General features: G+C 56.1%; 18 protein-coding genes. 9 read left to right on the top strand and 9 right to left on the bottom strand.

The window, feature by feature from the left end; translation table 11 throughout:
- Positions 1-2: 2 nt before the first annotated feature.
- The 7 genes from VSQ30_RS11330 (at position 3) to VSQ30_RS11300 (ending at position 7,846) form a co-directional block, all read left to right on the top strand.
- The gene (locus VSQ30_RS11330) at positions 3-785 is read left to right on the top strand and encodes an MBL fold metallo-hydrolase (protein ID WP_334464144.1); all 783 of its coding nucleotides are present in this window, start codon (positions 3-5) and stop codon (positions 783-785) included.
- A 13-nt stretch (positions 786-798) separates the two neighbouring features.
- Positions 799-1,269 (top strand): 23S rRNA (pseudouridine(1915)-N(3))-methyltransferase RlmH, encoded by a 471-nt coding sequence (locus VSQ30_RS11325; RefSeq protein WP_334464143.1) that lies wholly within the window; start codon positions 799-801, stop codon positions 1,267-1,269.
- A 308-nt stretch (positions 1,270-1,577) separates the two neighbouring features.
- On the top strand, positions 1,578-3,509 hold the full coding sequence (locus tag VSQ30_RS11320) for an ABC transporter substrate-binding protein (protein ID WP_334464142.1): 1,932 nt from the start codon (positions 1,578-1,580) through the stop codon (positions 3,507-3,509).
- A gap of 234 nt (positions 3,510-3,743) precedes the next feature.
- Positions 3,744-4,754 (top strand): ABC transporter permease, encoded by a 1,011-nt coding sequence (locus VSQ30_RS11315; RefSeq protein ID WP_160644912.1) that lies wholly within the window; start codon positions 3,744-3,746, stop codon positions 4,752-4,754.
- A gap of 13 nt (positions 4,755-4,767) precedes the next feature.
- A complete protein-coding gene (locus tag VSQ30_RS11310) occupies positions 4,768-6,009 on the top strand; it encodes an ABC transporter permease (RefSeq protein ID WP_334462957.1) in 1,242 nt (413 codons plus the stop codon).
- A 15-nt stretch (positions 6,010-6,024) separates the two neighbouring features.
- Positions 6,025-7,035 (top strand): ABC transporter ATP-binding protein, encoded by a 1,011-nt coding sequence (locus VSQ30_RS11305; protein ID WP_334462959.1) that lies wholly within the window; start codon positions 6,025-6,027, stop codon positions 7,033-7,035.
- Positions 7,028-7,846: an ABC transporter ATP-binding protein gene (locus tag VSQ30_RS11300; RefSeq protein WP_334462961.1), complete on the top strand. Its 819-nt coding sequence runs from the start codon at positions 7,028-7,030 to the stop codon at positions 7,844-7,846. Before VSQ30_RS11305 ends, VSQ30_RS11300 begins: the two co-directional genes overlap by 8 nt.
- An 80-nt stretch (positions 7,847-7,926) precedes the next feature.
- Here the strand turns inward: VSQ30_RS11300 and VSQ30_RS11295 are convergent, their stop codons facing one another.
- From VSQ30_RS11295 to VSQ30_RS11255, 9 genes are all read right to left on the bottom strand, one after another.
- The gene (locus VSQ30_RS11295) at positions 7,927-9,006 is read right to left on the bottom strand and encodes a PTS sugar transporter subunit IIC (RefSeq protein WP_334464141.1); all 1,080 of its coding nucleotides are present in this window, start codon (positions 9,004-9,006) and stop codon (positions 7,927-7,929) included.
- A gap of 496 nt (positions 9,007-9,502) precedes the next feature.
- Positions 9,503-10,024, bottom strand: a complete 522-nt coding sequence (locus VSQ30_RS11290; protein WP_334464140.1) for a SprT-like domain-containing protein — start codon at positions 10,022-10,024, stop codon at positions 9,503-9,505.
- A 15-nt stretch (positions 10,025-10,039) separates the two neighbouring features.
- A complete protein-coding gene (locus VSQ30_RS11285; protein WP_334464139.1) occupies positions 10,040-11,104 on the bottom strand; it encodes a GNAT family N-acetyltransferase in 1,065 nt (354 codons plus the stop codon).
- A gap of 233 nt (positions 11,105-11,337) precedes the next feature.
- The gene (locus tag VSQ30_RS11280) at positions 11,338-13,542 is read right to left on the bottom strand and encodes a RelA/SpoT family protein (RefSeq protein ID WP_334464137.1); all 2,205 of its coding nucleotides are present in this window, start codon (positions 13,540-13,542) and stop codon (positions 11,338-11,340) included.
- 20 nt (positions 13,543-13,562) lie between these two features.
- A complete protein-coding gene (gene recJ / locus VSQ30_RS11275) occupies positions 13,563-15,611 on the bottom strand; it encodes a single-stranded-DNA-specific exonuclease RecJ (protein WP_334464135.1) in 2,049 nt (682 codons plus the stop codon).
- 249 nt (positions 15,612-15,860) lie between these two features.
- Positions 15,861-17,132: a methionine gamma-lyase family protein gene (locus tag VSQ30_RS11270; protein ID WP_334464133.1), complete on the bottom strand. Its 1,272-nt coding sequence runs from the start codon at positions 17,130-17,132 to the stop codon at positions 15,861-15,863.
- The gene (locus VSQ30_RS11265; RefSeq protein WP_334464132.1) at positions 17,116-17,874 is read right to left on the bottom strand and encodes a GNAT family N-acetyltransferase; all 759 of its coding nucleotides are present in this window, start codon (positions 17,872-17,874) and stop codon (positions 17,116-17,118) included. The genes VSQ30_RS11270 and VSQ30_RS11265 overlap by 17 nt, the downstream gene beginning before the upstream one ends.
- 90 nt (positions 17,875-17,964) lie before the next feature.
- Positions 17,965-18,213: a preprotein translocase subunit SecG gene (gene secG / locus VSQ30_RS11260; RefSeq protein WP_160642725.1), complete on the bottom strand. Its 249-nt coding sequence runs from the start codon at positions 18,211-18,213 to the stop codon at positions 17,965-17,967.
- A 427-nt stretch (positions 18,214-18,640) separates the two neighbouring features.
- Positions 18,641-19,666, bottom strand: a complete 1,026-nt coding sequence (locus VSQ30_RS11255; protein ID WP_160642726.1) for a rod shape-determining protein — start codon at positions 19,664-19,666, stop codon at positions 18,641-18,643.
- 84 nt (positions 19,667-19,750) lie between these two features.
- On the opposite strand from VSQ30_RS11255, the gene VSQ30_RS11250 reads away from it, so the two are divergent.
- Positions 19,751-20,020 carry a hypothetical protein gene (locus VSQ30_RS11250; RefSeq protein ID WP_334464131.1) on the top strand — a complete coding sequence of 90 codons (270 nt, stop codon included), beginning with the start codon at positions 19,751-19,753 and terminating at the stop codon, positions 20,018-20,020.
- 78 nt (positions 20,021-20,098) lie between these two features.
- Positions 20,099-21,223: a Gfo/Idh/MocA family protein gene (locus VSQ30_RS11245; RefSeq protein ID WP_334464129.1), complete on the top strand. Its 1,125-nt coding sequence runs from the start codon at positions 20,099-20,101 to the stop codon at positions 21,221-21,223.
- Positions 21,224-21,442 lie beyond the last annotated feature (219 nt).

The following is a 21,442-nucleotide window of genomic DNA, read 5'->3' as shown; positions in this document are numbered from 1 at the left end:
GTATGGCAAGGGTTTGTCCGCTGTTTTCCGGGAGCACCGGGAACAGCTATTACATAGGAAGCAAGTCGGCAGGGGTGCTTATTGACGCGGGTCGCAGCGCCCGGCAGATGGAAGGGATGCTGAAGCTTTGCGGCATCGACCCGCTAGCGGTACACGCCATTCTGGTGACCCACGAGCACAGCGACCACGTGTCCGGCTTGCGGGTGTTTGCTAAAAAATACGGCGTGCCGGTGTTCTGCACTCCCGGAACCCTTTCAGCCCTGGGTACGGCTGCGGCGGAATTTGAGGCGCGGCCTTTGTGTGCAGAGCTTACAATAGGCGATATAGCAATTACCCATTTCCCTGTTTCCCATGATTGCGCCCAGCCTGTAGGCTATCGGATTCATACGGCGGACGGCAGGGTGGTTGCTTTGGCTACAGACTTGGGCTTTCTTTCCGACGAGGTGAAGGCCGGCCTGCTGGAGGCGGATCTGGTGGTGCTGGAATCCAACCATGACATTGACATGCTGCGGTTCGGCCCGTATCCTTACCCTCTGAAGCAGCGGGTGCTGTCAGACAGGGGCCATCTGTCCAACGCTGCCTGCGCTGCTTTTCTGCCGGAGCTTTTGCGGGCGGGCACCCGGCGTTTTGTATTGGGCCATTTAAGCCACCAGAACAATACCCCGGAGCTGGCCCTCCAGACATCCCTTGCCTCCTTGGTGCAGGCGGGCTTTGTGCCGGAGGTGGACTTCCTGCTGGAAGCTGCGCCGGTGGAAAACCGGGCGGGGAAGTCTATTATCCTGTAAGGGGGGAAAGCTTGTGCTTTTAGTCAGGCTGGCCTGCGTGGGCAGGCTGAAAGAGGAATACTGGCGGCAGGCCGTGGCGGAATATGAAAAACGCCTGCGGCCTTTTTGCCGCTTTGAAATCCTGGAAATAGGGGAGAGCCGCTTGCCGGATAGTCCCACAGAGGGAGACATCCGCCGGGCGCTGGAGCGGGAGGGGGAGCAGCTTCTGCAAAAGTCCGTCGGGCTTTTGTGCCCCCTGTGCATAGAGGGCAGGCTTTTGGATTCGCCGGGCATGGCGGCGCTGCTGGGGCAGGCCATGCAGTCCCCAGGCGCCGTCACCTTTTTTATAGGAAGCTCCTTTGGGCTGAGCCAGCAGGTGAAGCAGTCTGGCAAAGGTTTTTCCATGTCCCCTATGACATTCCCCCATCAGCTTGCCAGGGTGATGCTCTGCGAGCAGTTGTACCGGGGTTTTCAAATACAGGCGGGGACGAAATACCACAAATAGGGGTGAAAAAGCTTTGTGTATTTTGCACAATTGCTTCCTGGTGAGTATTCTTACAATAAAACCAATATTTTTTAAGAGATTTTATGCAAGTTGTTGAAAGGTGTTGCTGTTACCAAATTGTAACCACTATATATGCCTGTTTTCACAAAGTTCCTATTGCAATTTTTTGATTTTAGGGTTATAATTCATAACGAACGCAGGAGATGCCTGTCTGCCCCTTGTGCAAATACAACACAACAGGCCGGGCGGCTGTCTCCCACACTCTAAATTTGCGGTTTGACCGCGAAAATCTAAGGAGGATCTACGCTATGAAAAATTGGCGGAAAGTCGCAGCACTGCTGCTGGCCCTGGCCCTGACAGTCTCCATGGCTGCCTGCGGCGGCGGGGAAAACTCTTCCAGCACGTCTGCTACTGACAGCAAGACCAGCAGTGCCGTATCCACGCCTGCTGAGAGCAGCGAAGCTTCCGAGCCCGCTGACGAAAGCGAGCCTGCAAGCTCTGAGGCCGGGGAAGAAGAGGATGATCCCATGGCCACTGCTACCACACCCCGTAATGAAACCCTGTACTATGGCGGCGAGCAGTGGGGCAAGCCCATCAACATGAACCCCCTGTCCAGCAACTCCGGCCTGATGTGCATGGAGCAGGATGACCAGGCCACCGTTATCGTCTGGGAAACCCTGTACATGTTCAACACCATTGACAGTAAGGCATATCCCCTGCTGGCTGACGGCGACTATGAGTGGAATGAGGATCGCACCCAGCTCACCTTCAAGGTAAAGGAAGCTGCCAAGTGGGATGACGGCACTCCTTTCACCGCTGACGACGTTGTAGCCACTTGGGATGCCCATGTAAAGTATGAGTCCGCTACAGGTATTGATTTCAGCCAGTACATTGAGGGCTTTGAGGCTGTTGACGAGCATACTGTCCTGATGAAAGGCAAGCCCGTTGATGATGAGAACTACAATCCCCTGAAGATGATGGAATACCTGAACAAGGTATACATGATGCAGAAGGCATACCTGGAGAAGCTGGACGGCGAGCTGAACGGCGACTCCGGTGAGATGAAGAACGCCACCATGTGGGATGCTCCCATTACCGGCGCATACCGTCCCACCACCTATGACTCCGAGCAGCGCGTTGTGTTCACCCGCAATGACGAGTACTGGGGCCAGGACGCCTCCATGTGGGGCAAGCTGCCTGTGCCGAAGTACATTGCCCACAACATGTACAAGGACAACTCCGGTTCCGCCCGTGCCTTTGAGAACGGCGAAATCGACATCAACCAGCAGTATGTAGCCAACCTCCAGGATATGTGGCTGGAGAAGGATCTGCCCATCTCCACTTACTATGATGAGCCTCCTTATCAGATGGCTGGCACCATGCCCAGCATCATCTTCAACACCCAGAAGCCCGGCCTGGATCAGAAGGTTGTGCGTCAGGCTATCGCCATGGCTATCGACTATGATCAGGTAGTTTCTTCCGCTATGACCGGTCAGTCCTACACCTTCACAGAGGTGCCCCGCACCCTGTTCAACCCCACTGAGCCTGAGCAGGCCCTGATTAAGGATCCCGAGGCTCTGAAGCCCTATCAGCATGCAGGCGGCGACGTTGAAGGCGCCAACAAGCTGCTGGATGAAGCTGGCATCACTGACACTGATGGCGACGGCATCCGCGAGTATGAGGGCCAGAACCTGGTGTTCAAGGCTGAGTGCCCCGATGGCTGGTCTGACTACCAGGCTGCTATCAACATCTGCGCTGCTGCTGGCCAGAACATTGGCATCAGCATTGAGGCGTACTTCCCCGAGTCTGCCACCTACACAGAAGACCAGCAGACCGGCAACTTTGACATCGTGGTAAACGGCTACGCTGGCGGCGGCATTTCTGCTCCTTGGCTGCGCGCTTACCAGACCATGTACGGCTTCGGCGGCAACTTCCCCGACACCATGACCTTCAACTACAGCCGTTACTACAACGCTGAGGTGGATGAGCTGCTCAAGCAGATCCCCCGCGAGACTGACGAGGCCAAACTGAAGGATATGTGGGAGAAGCTGAACATCTTCTATCTGGACGATGTTCCCGCTGTGTCCGTTATGTATCGTCCCATCAACTTCCATTCCACCAATGAAACTGTCTGGACAAACTTCCCCCAGGCTGACGATGAAACCAATATCCCTCCCATGATCTGCTATGACGGCTATGGCTATGCCGCCATGTTCAATCTGGAGCTGGTTGAGGGCTAAAGAGGTTTTGCAGTACATTTCAGAAAAACTGAGATGAGCAAGGGCCTGTGCAGAAGAGGCCCTGCATAGAAAGAAGGCGGCGGAGAAAAGGTAATAGGACTTTCTCCGCCGCCAATTTCTATATAAGGATTGGTGAAAAGTACTGAAAAGGAAGCGTTGAACCATATTGTTTTAGGGAAAGCGGCTGAGGGAAGGAATCCCGGGAGCCGCCACTAAAAAGATGAGGTGATAGTGTTGAAAGGCTTTATGAAGTATTACGGCAAGCGCATTGTGTGGTACGTGATCACACTGGTGGTAGCCGTGTTCCTGAACTTCCTGCTGCCGCGGCTGATGCCGGGCGACCCTGTAAAGGCGCTGGCAGTGCAGGCCACCCAGGGCGTAACAGACCCATCGGTGCAGCAGAAAATGATCGAGCAGTACTCCAAAGAGTTCGGGCTTGACAAATCCCTGCCTGAACAGTTCTTTGTATATGTTGGAAAATTATTCCAGGGCGATATGGGCAACTCCCTGTCCCAGTATCCCCGGACTGTAAATGATATAATCGGATCCTCCGTGGTGTGGACGCTGGGGCTGCAGATCCCGGCCATCATCGTGGGCTGGTTCCTGGGGAACCTTTTAGGAGCCATAGCGGCGTACATACGCAAGGCGGTGGACGCGGCGGTGCTGCCGCTGTTCATGTTCATCAGCAACTTCCCGGCCTTCGGCCTGGCGTTCATCATGATTTATGTGTTCAGCTCGGTGCTGAAGATAGCGCCTACAGGAGGCGGGTACTCCTTTGACATGAACCCCAGCATGAGTTGGGAATTCTTTGCCTCCGTATTGCGGCACTACCAGCTCCCGTTCTGGACGGCAGTGCTCATCACCATCGGCGGGCAGGCCATCGGCATGCGTTCCATGTCCATTTACGAGCTGAACGCGGACTATGTGAAATACAGCCGGTTCCTGGGGATAAAGGACTGGAAAATCGTGCTGTACGTGTTCCGCAACGCCATGCTGCCGCAGATTACAGGCCTGGCGCTGTCCTTCGGCACCATGATAGGCGGCAACCTGGTGGCGGAAATTGTGTACAACTATCCCGGGCTGGGGACAGCCATGTTCGGGGCCATAGGCGCCCGGGACTATCCGCTGCTGTCGGGCTGTACGCTGGTGATTACCATCATGGTGCTGATAGCAAACCTGGTGGTGGAAATCCTGTACGGCATAATCGATCCCCGCGTGAAAGCGGCGCAGATGGAAGCGGAATAAGGGAGGTAATGAAATGAAACACCAGTTAAAACAAGCATTCACGAACCCCAAGTTCCTGGTGGGCTTCGTACTGTTTATGCTGATGCTGCTTACAGCCATCATCTACCCGCTGCTTTCGCCGTTTGGAGCGCTGGACATGATAAGCGGGGGATATTCGGCGCCGGGCACGTATGTGTCGGTGCAGGACGTGGCAGGATCGAATAAGGCGGAAGCGCTGAAGGTGGAAACCGTAGGCGGAAGCGCGGCAAGCCTGCTGACAGAAGACAACAAGAAAGACATGAAAGACTGGCTGGTGAAGTTCGGCGGCCTGGATGAATCGGAAATTGATATCAGCAACGGGGATGCGCTGGTGGAGCAGTGGTTTGCCCATTATGACTCCGCGAACAAGCAGAAGGGCATCACCTCCGCGAAGAAGAAGGCGTATGTGCGTCTGGACAATTCCCTGCGGGAAGCCGGGGCGGATATTATCCTGGCCACCCGGGAGGAGGACGGCAGCCTGGCAGAGTCCCGGACAGTGGCAAGCAATGAGTTTGTGTCGGTGGGGTCCATCAGCAACAAGGTGACTTTCCCGCTGGGCACCGACAACTTTGGCCGGGACGTGCTGACAGAGCTTTCGGCGTCCATTGCGGTATCCCTGCGCATTGGCCTGCTGGCGGGCCTTATCGCCACGGCCATCGGCCTGACCATCGGCCTGCTGGCAGGCTTTGTGGGAGGCTGGGTGGATAACTTCCTGACCTTTATCACCAACATTTTCACGGTTATCCCCAGCTTTGTTATCCTGATTCTGATAGCCAACGCCCTGAGCGAAGCAGGCCGCGGGCCGATGATGGTGGGCACCATCATCGGGCTTACGGGCTGGCCCTGGACGGCACGCTCCGTTCGTTCCCAGGTGCTGTCCCTGCGCAACCGGGACCACGTGAACCTGTCAAAGCTTTCAGGGCACAGCATGCCGCGGATTATCATCCAGGACATCCTGCCTTATGTGGCGTCCTACGTGGTGATGGCGCTGATCCTGCAAATCTCTTCTGGCATCCTGGCGGAAGCGCAGCTTTCCATGCTGGGCCTTGGGCCTTCCAACTCCACAACCAGCACTCTGGGCATTATGATGAACTGGGCGCAGAACTTCCAGGCCATCCAGGGCGGAAGCTGGTGGGCATTCGTGCCGGTGGTGCTGTCCGTAGCGATAATCTCATTCTCGCTGAACCTGATGAATACGGGGTTAGACCAGGTGTTCAACCCGCAGCTTCGCGACTAACCGGGAGGATAGAACATGGGAAAAGTAATGCTGGAAGTAAAAGACTTAAAGACGAAGTATGTGACGCGTTTTAAAGAGGACGTGTTCGCAGTGGATGGGGTGTCCCTGAAGATAGAGGAAGGGAAATCCCTGGGCGTGGCAGGCGAGTCCGGCTGCGGCAAATCCACGCTGGCCCTGAGCCTGATGGGGTACTACTTCGCGCCCCTGCACTATATCAGCGGTGAGATTATCATTGACGGGCAGAACATCTCCGGGATGAAGCCGGACGAGGTGCGCAAGAAGATACTGGGGACGGAGATCGCCTACATCCCCCAGGCCGCCATGAACGCTTTGAACCCCACCCAGAAGATCATCCGCTTTATAGAGGACGTTATCCGCGTCCACGACAAGAGCCTGAGCAAAAAAGACATCTATGATATGGCGGTGGAGCGCTTCCGCATCCTGGGCCTGCCCCCGGAGGTGCTGCAGAAGCATGCGGTGGAGCTGTCCGGCGGCATGAAGCAGAGGACGGTTATCGCCATCTCCACCATCCTGTCGCCGAAGGTGCTGATAGCGGACGAACCCTCCTCGGCACTGGACGTAACCAGCCAGAAGATGGTTATCAAGATGATGCGGGAATTGATGGAGAAGGGCTTTATCAAGTCCATGATCTTCATCACCCACGAGCTGCCGCTGCTGTACAACGTGACAGACGACATTATGGTTATGTACGCAGGACAGATAGTGGAGCGCGGCACAGCCAAGGAAATGGTGTTCGATCCCATCCATCCTTATTCCAAGGGCCTGATGGGTTCCATCATTGTGCCGGAGGAGGGCACCAGGGAGACAAAGCTGGAGGCCATCCCCGGCACGCCTCCGAACCTGAAGCACCCGCCGGCTGGCTGCCGGTTTGCGCCCCGGTGCAAGTATGCAAAGCCGGAGTGCAAGGTATATGAGGTGCCGGAGAAGGAGTTTGAGGAGCACAGGATGTACCGCTGCTGCTATGAGGTGGACTATTTGAAGGAGGTGTACGGGAGAAATGGCTAGAGAGTTGGGGAAATCAGTATTGAAGGGTGAGAACATCACCAAGGTTTTCGGCTATGGCAAGACCCGCACCGAGGCAGTGAAGCAGGTGAACTTTGACTTCCGCGAGGGCGAGGTTATCTCCATCGTAGGGGAGTCCGGCTCTGGGAAGACGACCATTGCCAGGATGATCCTGGGTCTTATCAACATCACAGAGGGGACGCTGTACTTTAACGGGCAGCCCCGGGACATTTCCAACGGCAAGAAGAGGAAGGAATACTGGAAGAACATCCAGGCGGTGTTCCAGGATCCGTTCTCATCCTTCAATATGTTCAACAAGATAGATGATTTGCTGCTGGACTGCATCAACATGACAGGAGGGAAGCACCTGTCTGACCAGGAGAAGTTTGACAAGATGACAGAGGCGTGCTCGTTTGTAAACCTGAAGTATGCGGAGCTTACGAACAAGTATCCCTTCGAGCTGTCCGGCGGCCAGATGCAGCGTTTGATGATAGCGAGAATCTTCCTGCTGAAGCCGAAGATTCTGATAGCGGACGAACCCACGTCCATGGTGGACGCCTGCTCCCGTGCGACGATTCTGGATATGCTGTTGAAGCTGCGTGATGAGATCAATATGACCATCATCTTCATCACCCACGACATCGGCCTGGCGTACTATGTATCCGACTCTGTGTATATTATGGAGCATGGCGCGTTTGTGGAGGCTGGCCCTGCGGAGGATGTAATTATCCACCCGAAGGCAGCCTATACCAAGCGTTTGATTTCCGACGTGCCCAAGATTTTCAGCGAATGGGATTTGAGCACTGTGGGGTAAAAAGCTATAAAGCCTGAGAAAACACAGAAGGGAAGCCCCGTCCATTTGGACGGGGCTTCTTTGCTGTGCTTTAAAGGCGGTTACAGATTTAACTCCATGTCCCCATTCTTCACCCAGCCCAATCTGCGCAGGCCAAAGTCAATGATCAGGGAGAGCAGGGCGGGTAGGATAAAACAAATCAGCGCAAGCCCCAGCCAGTCCATGGGAGTGATGGCTGCTTTTGTCCCGGCGGCAATGTCGCTGACCCAGCCGGAATAGACCCCAATCTGCCCTACCAAACCGCATGTGCCCATGCCGCTGGAAATAGGCGCGCCGTTCATCTGCAGGCCGAAAAGACAGGTAGCCAGCGGCCCGGTGACAGCGGAAGCCAGGGTGGGGGCAATCCAGATTCGGGGATTCTTAATAATGTTGGGCACCTGGAGCATAGACGTGCCCAGGCCTTGGGCCACCAGCCCTCCCCACTTGTTTTCCTGAAAGCTAATAACCGCAAAGCCTACCATTTGGGCGCAGCAGCCGGCTACTGCCGCGCCGCCGGCCAGCCCGGTAAGCCCCAGGGCAGCGCAGATAGCCGCGCTGCTGATAGGCAGGGTGAGGGCAATTCCCACCAGTACAGAGACAAAAATTCCCATGAAGAAGGGCTGCAAATCTGTAGCCCACATAATCAGGCTGCCCACGCTGGCGGCGGCTGTGCCGATAGCAGGAGCGCAGAGATAAGCCAGGGCCGCGCCAGAGAGGATGGTGACTGAGGGTGTAACCAGAATGTCCACAGGCGTTTTTTTGCTGACCAGCTTTCCAAGCTCGGCGGCAAGAATAGCAATCAGCAACACTGCCAGCGGGCCTCCCTCGCCGCCCAAGGTGTTGGAAGCGCTGCCCACGGCAGTCAGCGAAAAGAGCACCAAGGGCGGAGCCTTTAAGGCGTAGCCAATAGCCACTGCCATAGCAGGCCCGGCCATGGATTTCGCAAAGTTTCCAATGTCCACCAGCACCGTTAGCCCGCACTGGGCGCCGATGGTGGAAATGATAGTACCGATAAGCAGGGACGCAAACAGGCCCTGGGCCATAGCGCTCATTGCGTCCACAAAATACAGGCGGCAGTAAGCCTTTACAGTCTGCCACGCCCCGGCCCTTTTGCCGGGGGCGGCTGTCTTTTGATTTTCCATACAGGATTTTCCCCTTTCCAAAAAGGGAACGGGGGAAACATGCAGAGGCGTTTCCACCGTTCCTTCAGGCGTTTAAGTGTGGATCCGCTTCCGTACAGGTTGCGTATATATATTGGCTATGTTGCCTGGGCAAGAAGTCTGTTTTTGGCAGGGGAATCGCCGCCGGAGGCTTTCCGGTTTGCCTGGTCGTTCCCTTTCCCTACTGGCAGTACGTCCCGCCCGGGCCGTCTTGGGTTCAATCTATTGTAACATAAAGGCGCACACCTGGCAACCAGAATTTAGAAGTCGTACCAATAGGGCATAGCACAAATCTTTCCGGCAAATTTTGCAGGCTTCTGTGTTGGAAATCCTCGAAAACCGACAGGTTTTCTTGCGGTTTCCGCCTTGAAGCCCACAAAATTTTCTCGAAAAACTTTGTACCACTCCTATCGGTACAACTTCTTACACAAGGGAATGCCTGTTTCAGCACTCCCTTGTGAAAAAGCCGGACTTAGCCTTACCGCACACGTTTCAGCTTCCCGCCGCACAGGCAGCGGTACCGCCAAGGTGCTTTCACCACCTTGCACATGCGCAGCCTTTTTATTTCCCTGCCGCAGGACTGGCACCGCAGGACATACTTTACCTCCTCCCGCCGCAGAGGGGAGAAGGCTTCCTCCACTTTCACCGTCCGCTGGATAGAGGTGCCCAAAGCCTGGTTTACAACTGCCGCATAGCTTTTCCACAAAGGCCCGTGGTTCCGGCACCCAGGGCAGGTGTGCAGCAGTTCATGGAGAAGCGTCTCCTTCAGTAAGTCTGGGGACTGTAAAATCCCGGCGGACACCTCAATGGTATACGTTCCTTCCCGGAACCGGCAGCAGCCCAGCCGCCGCTTGGCCCGGGTATTCACCTGCACCTGCGGCAGGATTTGGGGGGAGACAGGCACCTGCAAGTCCCGCAGTTGTGCCAGCAGGGCTGCCATCAGTCTGTCCAGTTCCCCATCCTGTCCGCACATTTTTAATGCCTGCGGCCCTGTTTCCAAAACCAAACCTCTCCTTTACAGGTCTATCCAATACCGGCGGGTTAAACGGCCATCTTCTTCCACCCTGTTTTCCAGTTCGCCGCCGCAGTCCTCTATGGTGCTGGCAGAGGCCTGGTTCTCATCATCACAGGTGACAAGCACCCGGGCAAGGCCCCGCTCTCGGGCCTTTTCCAGGCATAGGGCCAGCATGTAGGGCGCAAGGCCCTTACCCCGGCAGCTAGGGCGGATGCCATAGCCGATGTGCCCGGCGTAGTGCAGGAGGTAATCATTAAGCTCGTGGCGGAAATCTATGGCCCCCAGCACGCGGCCTGCCCTATCTGCAAAGAAATAGGCGGTGGAGGGCACCAGGCCCTCCGGCGGGTTTGTGCGCATGGCAATAGTGTCCTTCAGCCACTGCTTATGTCTTCTGCCTTTCAGCTCCATAGCTGCCGGATTAAAGCCAGGCCCCTCGCCGCCCCATTCGCCATAATAAGCCATAAACGCCTCCTCGCTTACTTCCTCCGGCAAAACCAGGGCAAGCCCTGCTGCCTTGGCTCGAATCAGGCGGTATTCGGCAGCAGTCATCGAGTAAAAGCTGGCGTCCTTATACGTGCCGTCATAAATCTGCAGGGCGCGGCGCAGTGTTCCTTCATAGGTAAACCCGCATTTTTCTATCACCCGCCGGGAACCTTCGTTGCCTACATAATGATCAACTGTCAAAAGCTTTACACGCAGGCGCTGGAATGCGTAGTCTATAACCGCATGGGCGGCTTCCGTGGCAAAGCCCTTGCCCCAGTGCTCCTTGGCGGTGCAGTAACCCAACATGCGGCACTGGACGTTAGGGGCGCGGTGGGTATCCCTGTGCAGGCCGATGGAACCCACTACGGCACCCGTGCCCTTTTCCTCCATGGCAAATACGACGTCCGGATAATCTTCAGCCGTCCATTTTTCCAGGATTTCTTCGGCTTCCCCCAGGCTTTCACAGGGCTTCCATCCGGCGGAAGGCCCCACGTCCGGGCTGGACGCATACAGGTAAAAGGCTTCCACATCGTCCATGTTCCAAGGCCGCAGGAGCAGGCGGTCTGTAGTCAGCGTCCTCATAGGCGTTGTTCCTCCTTTGCCATAAAAATCGCCATGCGATACAGGATTCGCACAAAGAGCCATGATAATACAGCCTTTTGTGCCCGGTATCGTTCCTTTCTGCATATTTTTCACACTAACTTTGTGTTCACACCCAGGTGGTTAGTTGTCCTCTCTACGGGGATTCTTGGTTTTTGCGGGTTCTTAGGAAACTTGCCGAAAGCAATGTTTTGGACTTCTTTTCAAAAAGTCCCTTAAGTGCGGTCAATGGACAGCACACCCTTGATTTTTGACAGGCGGTCGATAATGTTCTGAAGCTGGGGCAGGCCGTTAATAGAAATGGTGGCGGAAATTACCGCGTTGACGCCGCCCTTTTCCTGGCGGGAATTTAACGAGTGGATAAAAATTTTCATATTGGAAAGCTGCATGGTCACGTCAGCCAAAAGGCCTGCCCGGTCTTCCGCCACAATGTGCAGGGTAGATTTGAAATCGTCTTTCACATCCCCCTCCCAATAGGCGTTCACCCATCGTTCCGGCTCGGGGCATTGGGTCAAATCCTGGGGGACGTTGGAGCAGCCCCGCTTGTGGATGGACACGCCAAAGCCCCGGGTGATAAAGCCCACAATGTCGTCTCCGGGCAGGGGGTTGCAGCACCGGGAAAGCTTTACAAGGCAGTTGTCCATCCCCTCCACCAGTACGCCGTTTGCCACCTTCTGTTTGCGGGGCACTGCGGGCGGGGGGATCTGGGCCGGATCCTCCGGGGCAGAGGCCTTGTGCAGGCGCTGGTATTCCTCCTTAATGCGGGGCAGCACCTTCCAAAGCTGTATGCCGCCATAGCCGATGGCAGCGTAAAAATCTTCCTCATTAGAACAGTTGTGGCGCTTGCCCACGCTTTCCACCATGTAGGCCATCAGCTCCGGGCTGAAGGCCATGCCGCTGCGCCGGAACTCCCGTTCCAGCTCGGCCTTGCCCTCTATAATGTTCTCTTCCCGCTTCTCCTTTTTAAACCAGGCCCTTATCTTGTTCCTGGCCTCGCTGGTGCGCACCAGGGTGAGCCAGTCCCGGTTTGGCCCCTTGCCCACCTCCTTGGTGGTAAGGATTTCAATAATCTCCCCGGTTTTCACCTTGTAATCCAAAGGCACAATGCGCTTATCCACCTTGGCCCCAATCATCCGGTTGCCCACAGCGCTGTGGATGGCATAGGCAAAGTCAATAACCGTCGAACCCATAGGCAGGTTGCGCACATCCCCCTTAGGGGTGAACACGAACACCTCTTCCGGCACAAGATCGCTTTTGATGGAGTGTACCAGGTCGGTGATATCCTCGCTTTCCGCCTGGTTTTCCAGCATCTGGCGTATCCAGGAGAGCCTGTCGTCCATGGAGCGGTTGTCGGAAGCCTTGGCAGACATGCCCAGCTTATACTTCCAGTGGGCCGCAATGCCGTATTCCGCCGTATAGTGCATCTCCCAGGTGCGGATCTGCACTTCAAAAGGCACGCCAGCCTTGTTTATCACAGTGGTGTGCAAAGACTGGTACATGTTTGGCTTTGGCAGCGAGATATAGTCCTTGAAACGGTTGGGCAGGGGCTGGAAGGTGTCGTGGACAATGCCCAGCACGTTGTAGCAGTCCTCAATAGTGTCCACAATCACCCGCAGGGCAAAAACGTCGTAAATCTCCTCAAAGATTTTCCCCTGGATGAACATCTTGCGGTAAATGCTGTAAATGCTCTTGACCCGGCCTTCAATATACACGTTGGGCACTGCCTGCCCGATGCGTTCCTTTATCTGCTTTTTCATGGAAGCAATGAATTCGTCCCGGCTTTTGCTGCGGGAAGAAAGGTTTTCCAGCACCTCGTGGTATGCGGAAGGATCCAGATATTTTAAGGAGATGTCCTCCATGCATTCCTTTACGGTGCGCATACCTAAGCGGTGGGCAATGGGGGCATAAACCTCCAGGCATTCCCGGGCTTTATCCCGCTGCTTCTGAGGGGAAACGTATTCCAGGGTGGAAAGGTTGTGCATCCTGTCGGCAAATTTGATGATAATCACCCGGATGTCCTCTGCCATGGCCATCAGCATTTTTCTAAGGTTTTCCGCCTGCTGCTCCTCCCGGGAAGAATAGGGGATTTTGTCAAGCTTTGTCACGCCGTCAATAAGCAGGGCCACCTCATGGCCAAACTGGGAGGTGATGTCCTCAATGGTGCAGTCGGTATCCTCCACCACATCGTGGAGAAGCCCCGCCATCACAGACTGGGAGTCCATGCCCAGCTCCACCAGAATGGCTGCCACAGAAAGGGGGTGGATGATATACGGTTCTCCGGAACTGCGCCGCTGATCCCGGTGTTTTTCCTCCGCCAGCCAGTAGGCCTCCCCAATGCGCTCCCTGTCATAGTCCTTGCCGCTTTCCCCTATGATTTTTTGCAGCTCTTCATAAGAACTTATCTGGATAATGTCCGCCATTTTTCATCCCTCCTCTTTATTTACAGTTCCGGGCCTGCCAGCCTCTGGTACAGGGGAGAGGCGAAGATATCCACCTTTTCCTTTGCAGGCGCCAGGGCTATATGCAGGGCCTCCCCCTTTTCCTGCCGGATGATAAGCCCCCGCTCCTCCAGCATGTCTAGAGACACCAAAAGCTTTCCCAGGCCGCTTTCCGGCTCTCCCAAGGCCCGCAACAGGGCAAGAGGGCCTGCGGGGCGGCCTTTTCTCCCTCCTAAATGCCTGTACAGCGCCGCAAGCTTTTTCCTGTCCGGGGCAAGGCTTGCTTTCTCCTCCTGTAATAAAGGCTCCCCGCAGCGCAGCCTTTCATACAGCCGCAGGCTTTTTATACAGTCCGCTGTCTCCAGCCCCGCAGGCTTCATGTCTTTTATCACAATGCTCAACTGTTCCTCTCCCCGATATTCCCGGGCTTCCAGGGCCACAGCCAAATCCAGCATGTCTCCCGGGGCATAGGGGAACTCTTCCGGCTTTACCCGGAAGCGCATGCACCGCACAGTCATCTCCTCCCGCGAAAAGAGCAGCCGCAGGTGCTCCCCTCCGCCCACAGGCAGAACTTCCCGCAGTTCCATCCCGTACAGGCCGAAAAGGGGCTGGGGATTGCCGCTGCCAAAAGGCGCCAGAGGGGCAAGGGAGCGGGGGAGGGCAGGGGAGAGGATGCCGGGCCGCAGCTTGCAGTCCAGCCGCAGGGTTTGGGCGGGCATAAAGGGACAGGCTTCTTTTGCGTATTCGTTTATTTTCTCCCGGAAAGCGTCCACATTTTCCGGCGCCATGCTGGCCCCCGCTGCCATGGGATGCCCGCCAAAGCGGGTGAGCAGCTCCGCGCAGTGAGAGACAGCCTCAAAGAGGGAAAAGCCCTCCACGCTGCGTCCGCTGCCCCGGGCCTCCCCGCTGTCCACTGAAATGACAAAGCATGGCTTGCCATAGCGTTCTGTCACCCGGGCTGCCACAATGCCCACCACCCCGTGGTGCCAGCCCTTGCCGCTTACCACAATCACCCGGGCATACCGCAGCCGGGGATCAGCCTCCACTGCCGCCATCACTTCCCCGCTGATTGCCCGCTCAATCTGCCGCCTGCGCTGGTTGTCCTCCGCAATCTCCGCCGCCATGCTCTGGGCGGTGTCCTCCTCCTCGCAGGTGAGCAGCCGCACAGCCCGTTCCGGCGCGCCCATGCGTCCGGTGGCATTGATACAGGGGATAACGGAAAAGGCCAGGGAGGTGGCTGTAAGCCCGGTTTGTTTCCCGCATTGGGCCAGAAGGGCATCCAGCCCCAGCCGGCCCCCTTTTTCCAGCAGCCTCAGGCCAGCCTGCACAATGGCCCTGTTTTCCCCCAGCACAGGCACCACATCGCCAATGGTTCCCAAAGCCGCCAAATCGCCATATTCGCTGACCACCTGCCCCGCATCCCCGTCCTCCAGGGCAATCAGGAGCTTTAACACCACTCCGGCCCCGGAAAGCTCCCGGAAAGGGCTTTCGTCGTCAGCCCGGTGAGCGTCCACTACGGCAGCGGCCTGGGGCAGGCGCTCGTGGGGCCTGTGGTGGTCAGTCACCACCACGTCCATGCCCAGTTCCCCTGCAAGGGCCACCTCTTCTATGGAGGAGATGCCGTTATCCACTGTGACAATCAGGTTCACCCCCTGCTGGTGCAGGGCCTCCACAGCCCCCCGGTTCATGCCATAGCCCTCTCCCTCCCGCTGTGGGATATAGTAGAGCACATCGGCCCCCATGGCCTGCAGATAGGAAAAGAGCATGGCAGTGGCGGTTACGCCATCAGCGTCATAGTCTCCGTACACCGCGATTTTTTCAAAGTCCTCCACAGCCCGCCGGATACGGGCCACAGCCTTATCCATATCCCGCATCTGGTAAGGATCCGCAAGCGCCTCCCCCTGGAAAAGCCCTTCGATGGCTTCCCGGGTGTGGATCCCCCGGATGTCCAGCAGGATGCCCAGGGAAGAGGGCAGGTCATATTCCTCCGAAAGCTTTGCCGCCCGCTCTTTATTGAGGGGCGCAACCTCCCATTTTCTGATATTCAACAAACCCCACCCCATCCGCCATGCGGCACAGAATTCGCACAACAAGCCATAAAAGAACAGCTTTTTGTGTTCAGCATCGTTTTTGCTTTATATAGAGAATCTGTCCCTATTCTATCATTTTCCCCGGGGAAAATCAAGTAACAGGCCGATTACAAGGCTTCCACCGCCATTTCTTTGCCCCTTCCAAAAGCCCATGAAAAGAAAAGGCGGGGCAGCCGGAAATCCCGGCCATCCCCGCGTGTTTTCCAAGCATTACAGCCGCACCAGCCCGGCCTCCAGCATCTCCTGGGCCGCCAGCAGCATTCCCAACTGCCCGCTGTGATAGTTCAGCCCCCCCTGCATCCAGGCGGCGTAAGGCTCCCGCAGGGGCGCGTCGGCGGAAAGTTCGATGGAGGATCCAAGGGTGAAGGCCCCTGCCGCCATAATCACCTGGCTGTCATACCCAGGCATGTCGCTAGGCTCCGGGGCCACAAAGGAATCTACAGGCGCGCCCTTCTGCACGCCCCGGCAGAAAGCGATAAGGTTTTCCGGGGTTTCCAGCCGCACCACCTGGATAATGTCCGCCCGCTTTTCCTCTGGCGCAGGGGTAACGCCAAAGCCCAAAAGGGAAAACAGGGCTGAGGCAAAAGCAGCCGTTTTCAGGGCTTCCCCCGTCACATGGGGGGCATGGAAGGCACCCATGAAAAGCTCCCGGCTGTGGCCCAGGGTGCAGCCGATTTCCCGGCCTGTGCCCGGTGTGGTCAGGCGGTAAGCGCACAGCTCTATCAGGTCATGCCGGCCTGCGATATATCCCCCTGTAGGGGCCATGCCGCCGCCGGGATTTTTAATCAGGGAGCCTGCCATAATATCTGCGCCCACAGACACAGGCTCTGTCTTTTCCACAAATTCGCCGTAGCAGTTGTCCACCATCACAATGCAGTCCGGGGCCTTCCGCTTGGCAATCTCCGCTATGCGCCCAATTTCCGCAACAGAGAGGGAGGGCCGCAGGCTGTATCCCCGGGAGCGCTGGATGTACACCATCTTGTACGCCGGGGAAATCCGTTCTTCCATGGCGGCATAGTCCGGCCTGCCGTCTGGAAGCAGCTCCAACTGCTCATAGCCAATGCCATATTCCTTCATGCAGCCAGGTTTTTCCCTGCCGGGCAGGCCGATAACCCCCTGGATGGTGTCATAAGGGGTGCCCGTTACGCACAGCATCTTGTCCCCGGGCCGCAAAAGCCCAAAAAGAGCCACCGTCAGGGTGTGGGTGCCGCTGACGAAGTTCCACCGCACCAAAGCGTCCTCCGCCCCCAGGGCATAAGCATACACCTGGTCCAACACGTCCCGGCCCGCGTCGTCATAGCCATAGCCTGTGCTGCCGAACAGGTGCCGCTCGCTGACCCTGGCCCGGTTGAAGGCCGCCAGCATTTTCTGCTGGTTATACCGCTGGTTTTCTTCAATCCCCTCAAAGGCGGGACGGCACAGGGCCTCCGCCTTATCCGACAGCGCCAGCAGCCTTTCATCTATGTTAAAATATGGAAACATGCCTGTCCTCCTTCCAAGCCGTATATATCCAGTTGTCCTCATGGACATACTGGTGCTTCCGGTAAAAAGGCTCGTTTTTGTCCTGCTCCCGGAATATGTACAGGGTTTTTCCCGGCAGGCAGGCCTCTGCTTTTTCCAGAAGCCTGCTGCCAATACCCTGGCCCCGCAGGCTTTCTTCCACTGCCAAAGCCGAAAGCACCGCGCCCCTGCGGCTGATGGCGGACACCACCGCGCAGCCTGCCAAGGCCCTGTCCTGGTACTCTGTCAGTGCCAGGGCCGTACCCCGGCGCAGCTTCAGGGATAGATCCAGATAAAACGGCTCAAAGTCCCCGGCCATGCCGCAGGCTTCCAGAAGGCCGTATATGTCCCGGATAGGTGCTTCCCCTAAGGGAAGCGCTGGTTCGCTGCCGGAAGGCAGCACCTTTTTCAGCACCTCCCCCTGCAAAGCGGGGGAAAGCCCCAGGGCCTTGGCAGCGGCTTCCGGCGCGATAACCGCCTCCGGGCCGATTGCCTGTAAAAACCCCCTTGCCTCTGTCCTGTCTCCAATTTCCCCGCAGACAATCAGAAGGCCGTCTACCAGGCAGTAGGCACAGCCGCTTTTCTCCTCCAGCCAAAAGCAGGCAAAGCCTTTGTCAAAGCCATAAGACCGGATAAGCGCCGCCATTTTACAGCCAAAGGCTGTTTCTTCGCACAGCCGGGAAAGCCTGCGCTTGTCCTCCTCTTTTTCCACAAACCGGATCAACCTGCTCCCCCCTCACACAGAAAAAGCGCCCCGCAGGGCCGCGGGGCACCAAAATTTTCAAACTGCCGGGCCTGAACGCATCCAGGCTGCTTACTTGGTGAAATACATCACCGCATTGACAATGATGACAAAGGCAAAGAAGCCCACAGCGATGAACTTCGTCCACCGCGCCAGAAAAGCGTCTACGCTCCGGGCCTTGTGCTTGGCTAAAAAGGTGTCGGCAGCGCCTGTAACCACGCCCACATTTTTCTGGTTGCCCTCCTGCAGCAAAACCACCAGGATAATGGCAATGGAAAAGAGCAGCAGCACAATACCGAAAATAATTTCCACAACGCTCATTTGGTTCTCCCCCTATAAAGGTATTTTTTGCAGCCCCGGCCCACAAGATGTGGGTGATTTTTCCCGGAAGCCAAAACTCTGTCGCAAAATAGCATAAGATATCATACCACAGCCCGGCCTGATTTGCAAGGGAAAGGGGCGCTTTTTTAGAAATTTTTTCTTCCTGCATAATTTCTCCCCGCCTGGGCCACAATATGACCAAGCAGCCGGCAGCGTTTGCGTGCCGGCAAAGAAGCGGGTCGTCCAAAAGGACCGGAGCCTCTGGGGGCTTTCGAGGAATCCGCCCCTTTGCAGGCTCCGGCTGCTCGCCCTCTGGCTCCTCAGCGCCGGCAGCTTTGGAGACCAGGGGGCCGATTTTTTTGCAGGCAAAAATTTTTACAAATACGTGTACGTGTACGTGCCTGCGTTTGAACCCGCGCCCAGCCCCTTACCCGTAGGACACCAGGGGGTTCATCTTGCCATGGCTGCGCCCGTCCATCTTGTCAATGTATTTGATGGCCCGCCCTGCCCCCAGCACCACGCAGTTTTCCGGGTTGTCAAAGGTGACCACTGGGATTTTTGTCTTTTTGGAAAGCAGGGTGGAAAGGCCGTAGAGGTTAGCGGAACCGCCTGTAAGATAGATGCCGTCTGTAAAGATATCTGCCAGCAGCTCTGGCGGTGTTTCCTCCAGGGTAGCCTGCACTGTGCGGACAATGGAAATGGCAGGCTCTATAAGGGCTTCAATCATCTCGTCCGAGTTCATAATAGTGGTTTCCGGCAAGCCGTTCATGGCATTGCGGCCTTTGAGCACAAAGGTCTCCAGCCTTTTCCGGGGATAGGCGCAGCCAATGGCCCGTTTGGCCCCCTCTGCCATGCGATCCCCGATTACCAGATTGAACTTCCGGCGGACATATTTCACAATGGCGTCGTTGAAATCGTCCCCGGCAATGTGGGTGGAGTTTGCAATGGCGATGCCGTTTAAGGAGATAACCGCCATGTCTGTGGTGCCTTCCCCGATGTCCACGATCATGGTGCCATGGGGGGCGGCAATGTCTACCCCCGCCCCGATAGCCGCCGCCACAGGCTCTTCGATCAGGCACACCTTGCGCACGCCGGCCGCGCCAATGGCGTCTACCACCGCCCGCTTTTCCACCTCGGTTACCCCGCAGGGGACGCTGACTACCACCCGGGGCATAAAGACCCGGCTGCTGCCCAGGCGCTTTAAATAGTAGGTGATCAGGTGCTCTGCCAGGGAGAAATCGGAAATAACGCCGTTGCACAGGGGACGGGAGACAACAATGCGGTCTGAGGTGCGGCCCAGCATTTTATATGCCTCTGTGCCAATGGCAATGACTTCATCGGTGAGGGTATCCACGGCAATAATGGAAGGTTCGCTGAGTACAATGCCCTTGCCGTCTAAGTAAACCTTGAAATTAGAGGTGCCCAGATCGATGGCGATATCGGTTCCTATCATACTTCATTCTCATCCTTACTCTTCATTCGGGGGCGCCCCGCTGGAAAGCTTTATTATGTATTTCCCTGCCCCGCAGGCTGGAAAATGCATGGACAATTTTTCTCCGGTTCGGGGCGGCCCATTCCGTTCGCACAATTTGCCTGTACTTATACAACATATAGTATACACCAAAGTTCCCGCTTTTTCAACAAGAATCTTTTGGCGGGATGTTCAGGGCCGGATTTCCCGTTATTAAGCTTTTTCCGGGAAAGAGACGCGGCACTTTTTGAAGCTGCAGCGCTTGTTTTGGAGATGTCACTTTATATAAATAAAAACAACAAAAAATCTCTTGCCAAAAAGCGGAAAACCGTGTAAAATGGGAATAAGCATCCAGATGCCATGCGCGGTGCCCGGATGTTGGGCAGTATACATAAACTAAGGGAGGTTTTTCTTATGATAGACGGGAAGGTTGCTGTAGCTGTTGTGGGCTGCGGCGGTATGGGCGGCGGCCATGCCGTGGCCATTTCCACTGGCAGCGGGCAGGCCCTTTGGATGACAGACGGCTCTAAAGGCCGGGAGCTGGCCCCCGGCGATACGGATCTGAAAACCAAAATGGTGCTGGCAGGCACCTATGACGTAAAGGAAGAGCGTCAGGAGTGGGCCAGAAACCAGGGCTTCCATACCTATGACAGCTTCGAGCAGATTTTGGAGGATCCCCAGGTGGACGTGGTGCTGGTAGCCACGCCGAATGACAGCCACAAGGATCTGTCCATCCGGGCTATGCAGGCAGGCAAAAATGTGCTGTGCGAAAAGCCTGTTATGATGAACAGCAAGGATCTGGAGGATGTGCTGGAGGTTGCCAAGGAGACTGGCAAGGTGTTTTATCCCCGGCAGAACCGCCGCTGGGACAAGGACTACCTGATTATGAAGAAGCTTTATGAGGAAAAGACCCTGGGGGATATTTTCCACATTGAAAGCCGTTACCATGGCTCCCGGGGCATTCCCGGCGACTGGCGGGGCGTGAAGGCCCAGGGCGGCGGCATGATGTTTGACTGGGGCGTACACCTGCTGGATCGCCTAGTGATGATGATCCCGGAGAAAATCAAGACTGTATACGCCAAAATGACCCACGTCACCAATGACGAGGTAGACGATGGCTTCATCATGCAGATGACCTTTGAAAGCGGCTTGACTGCCACTGTGGAAGTGGGTACCTGCAACTTCATCACCCTGCCTCACTGGTATCTCTGCGGCACCAAGGGAACAGCGGAAATCAAGGATTTCCGGGATCCGGGCCACATGGTTATCCTGCGGAGCTGGGAGGACAAGGATGCCACGCCTATCCTCATGGGCGAGGGCCTTTCCAAAACCATGGCTCCCCGGAACGAGGACACCATGGACGATCTGCCCCTGCCAGACATCACCTATGATCGCAACCAGCTTTATTCCAATGTTTGCGACGTGGTACAGGGCAAGGCCGAGCAGATTGTGAAAAACGAGGAAGCCCTCCGCATTCTGCGCCTGATGGAAGCGGCGCTGGAGTCTGACGCAAAGGGCGTTGCCGTACAGTTTGAATAAAATCTTTTGCTGCTCCAAAAGCCTCCGGGTTGTGACGAACCGGAGGCTTTTTTGCGCCTCTGCAGCTTGAGACAGGTAGACATAATTTTTGCGCATATTTCTCCATACTTCTTGACAGGCATATGAGAACCATGATACACTAAATTTACAACATAGTGGGCAATTATTTATACAATAATTCCTTAAACCGAATCAAACGACGCCTGTTAAAGGTGCCGG

This window comes from Acutalibacter sp. JLR.KK004, assembly GCF_036941085.1.
Classification (GTDB): domain Bacteria; phylum Bacillota; class Clostridia; order Oscillospirales; family Acutalibacteraceae; genus Acutalibacter.
This window is presented reverse-complemented; position numbering and strand designations above follow the sequence as displayed.

Bases quoted from the DNA above. Each gene is read 5' to 3' on its own strand.
- VSQ30_RS11330 (WP_334464144.1), top strand. From the start codon at position 3: ATGGCAAGGGTTTGTCCGCTGTTTTCCGGGAGCACCGGGAACAGCTAT.
- VSQ30_RS11320 (WP_334464142.1), top strand. From the start codon at position 1,578: ATGAAAAATTGGCGGAAAGTCGCAGCACTGCTGCTGGCCCTGGCCCTG.
- VSQ30_RS11310 (WP_334462957.1), top strand. From the start codon at position 4,768: ATGAAACACCAGTTAAAACAAGCATTCACGAACCCCAAGTTCCTGGTG.
- VSQ30_RS11305 (WP_334462959.1), top strand. From the start codon at position 6,025: ATGGGAAAAGTAATGCTGGAAGTAAAAGACTTAAAGACGAAGTATGTG.
- VSQ30_RS11300 (WP_334462961.1), top strand. From the start codon at position 7,028: ATGGCTAGAGAGTTGGGGAAATCAGTATTGAAGGGTGAGAACATCACC.
- VSQ30_RS11295 (WP_334464141.1), bottom strand. From the start codon at position 9,006: ATGGAAAATCAAAAGACAGCCGCCCCCGGCAAAAGGGCCGGGGCGTGG.
- VSQ30_RS11285 (WP_334464139.1), bottom strand. From the start codon at position 11,104: ATGAGGACGCTGACTACAGACCGCCTGCTCCTGCGGCCTTGGAACATG.
- VSQ30_RS11280 (WP_334464137.1), bottom strand. From the start codon at position 13,542: ATGGCGGACATTATCCAGATAAGTTCTTATGAAGAGCTGCAAAAAATC.
- VSQ30_RS11270 (WP_334464133.1), bottom strand. From the start codon at position 17,132: ATGTTTCCATATTTTAACATAGATGAAAGGCTGCTGGCGCTGTCGGAT.
- secG (WP_160642725.1), bottom strand. From the start codon at position 18,213: ATGAGCGTTGTGGAAATTATTTTCGGTATTGTGCTGCTGCTCTTTTCC.
- VSQ30_RS11255 (WP_160642726.1), bottom strand. From the start codon at position 19,666: ATGATAGGAACCGATATCGCCATCGATCTGGGCACCTCTAATTTCAAG.
- VSQ30_RS11250 (WP_334464131.1), top strand. From the start codon at position 19,751: ATGCATGGACAATTTTTCTCCGGTTCGGGGCGGCCCATTCCGTTCGCA.
- VSQ30_RS11245 (WP_334464129.1), top strand. From the start codon at position 20,099: ATGATAGACGGGAAGGTTGCTGTAGCTGTTGTGGGCTGCGGCGGTATG.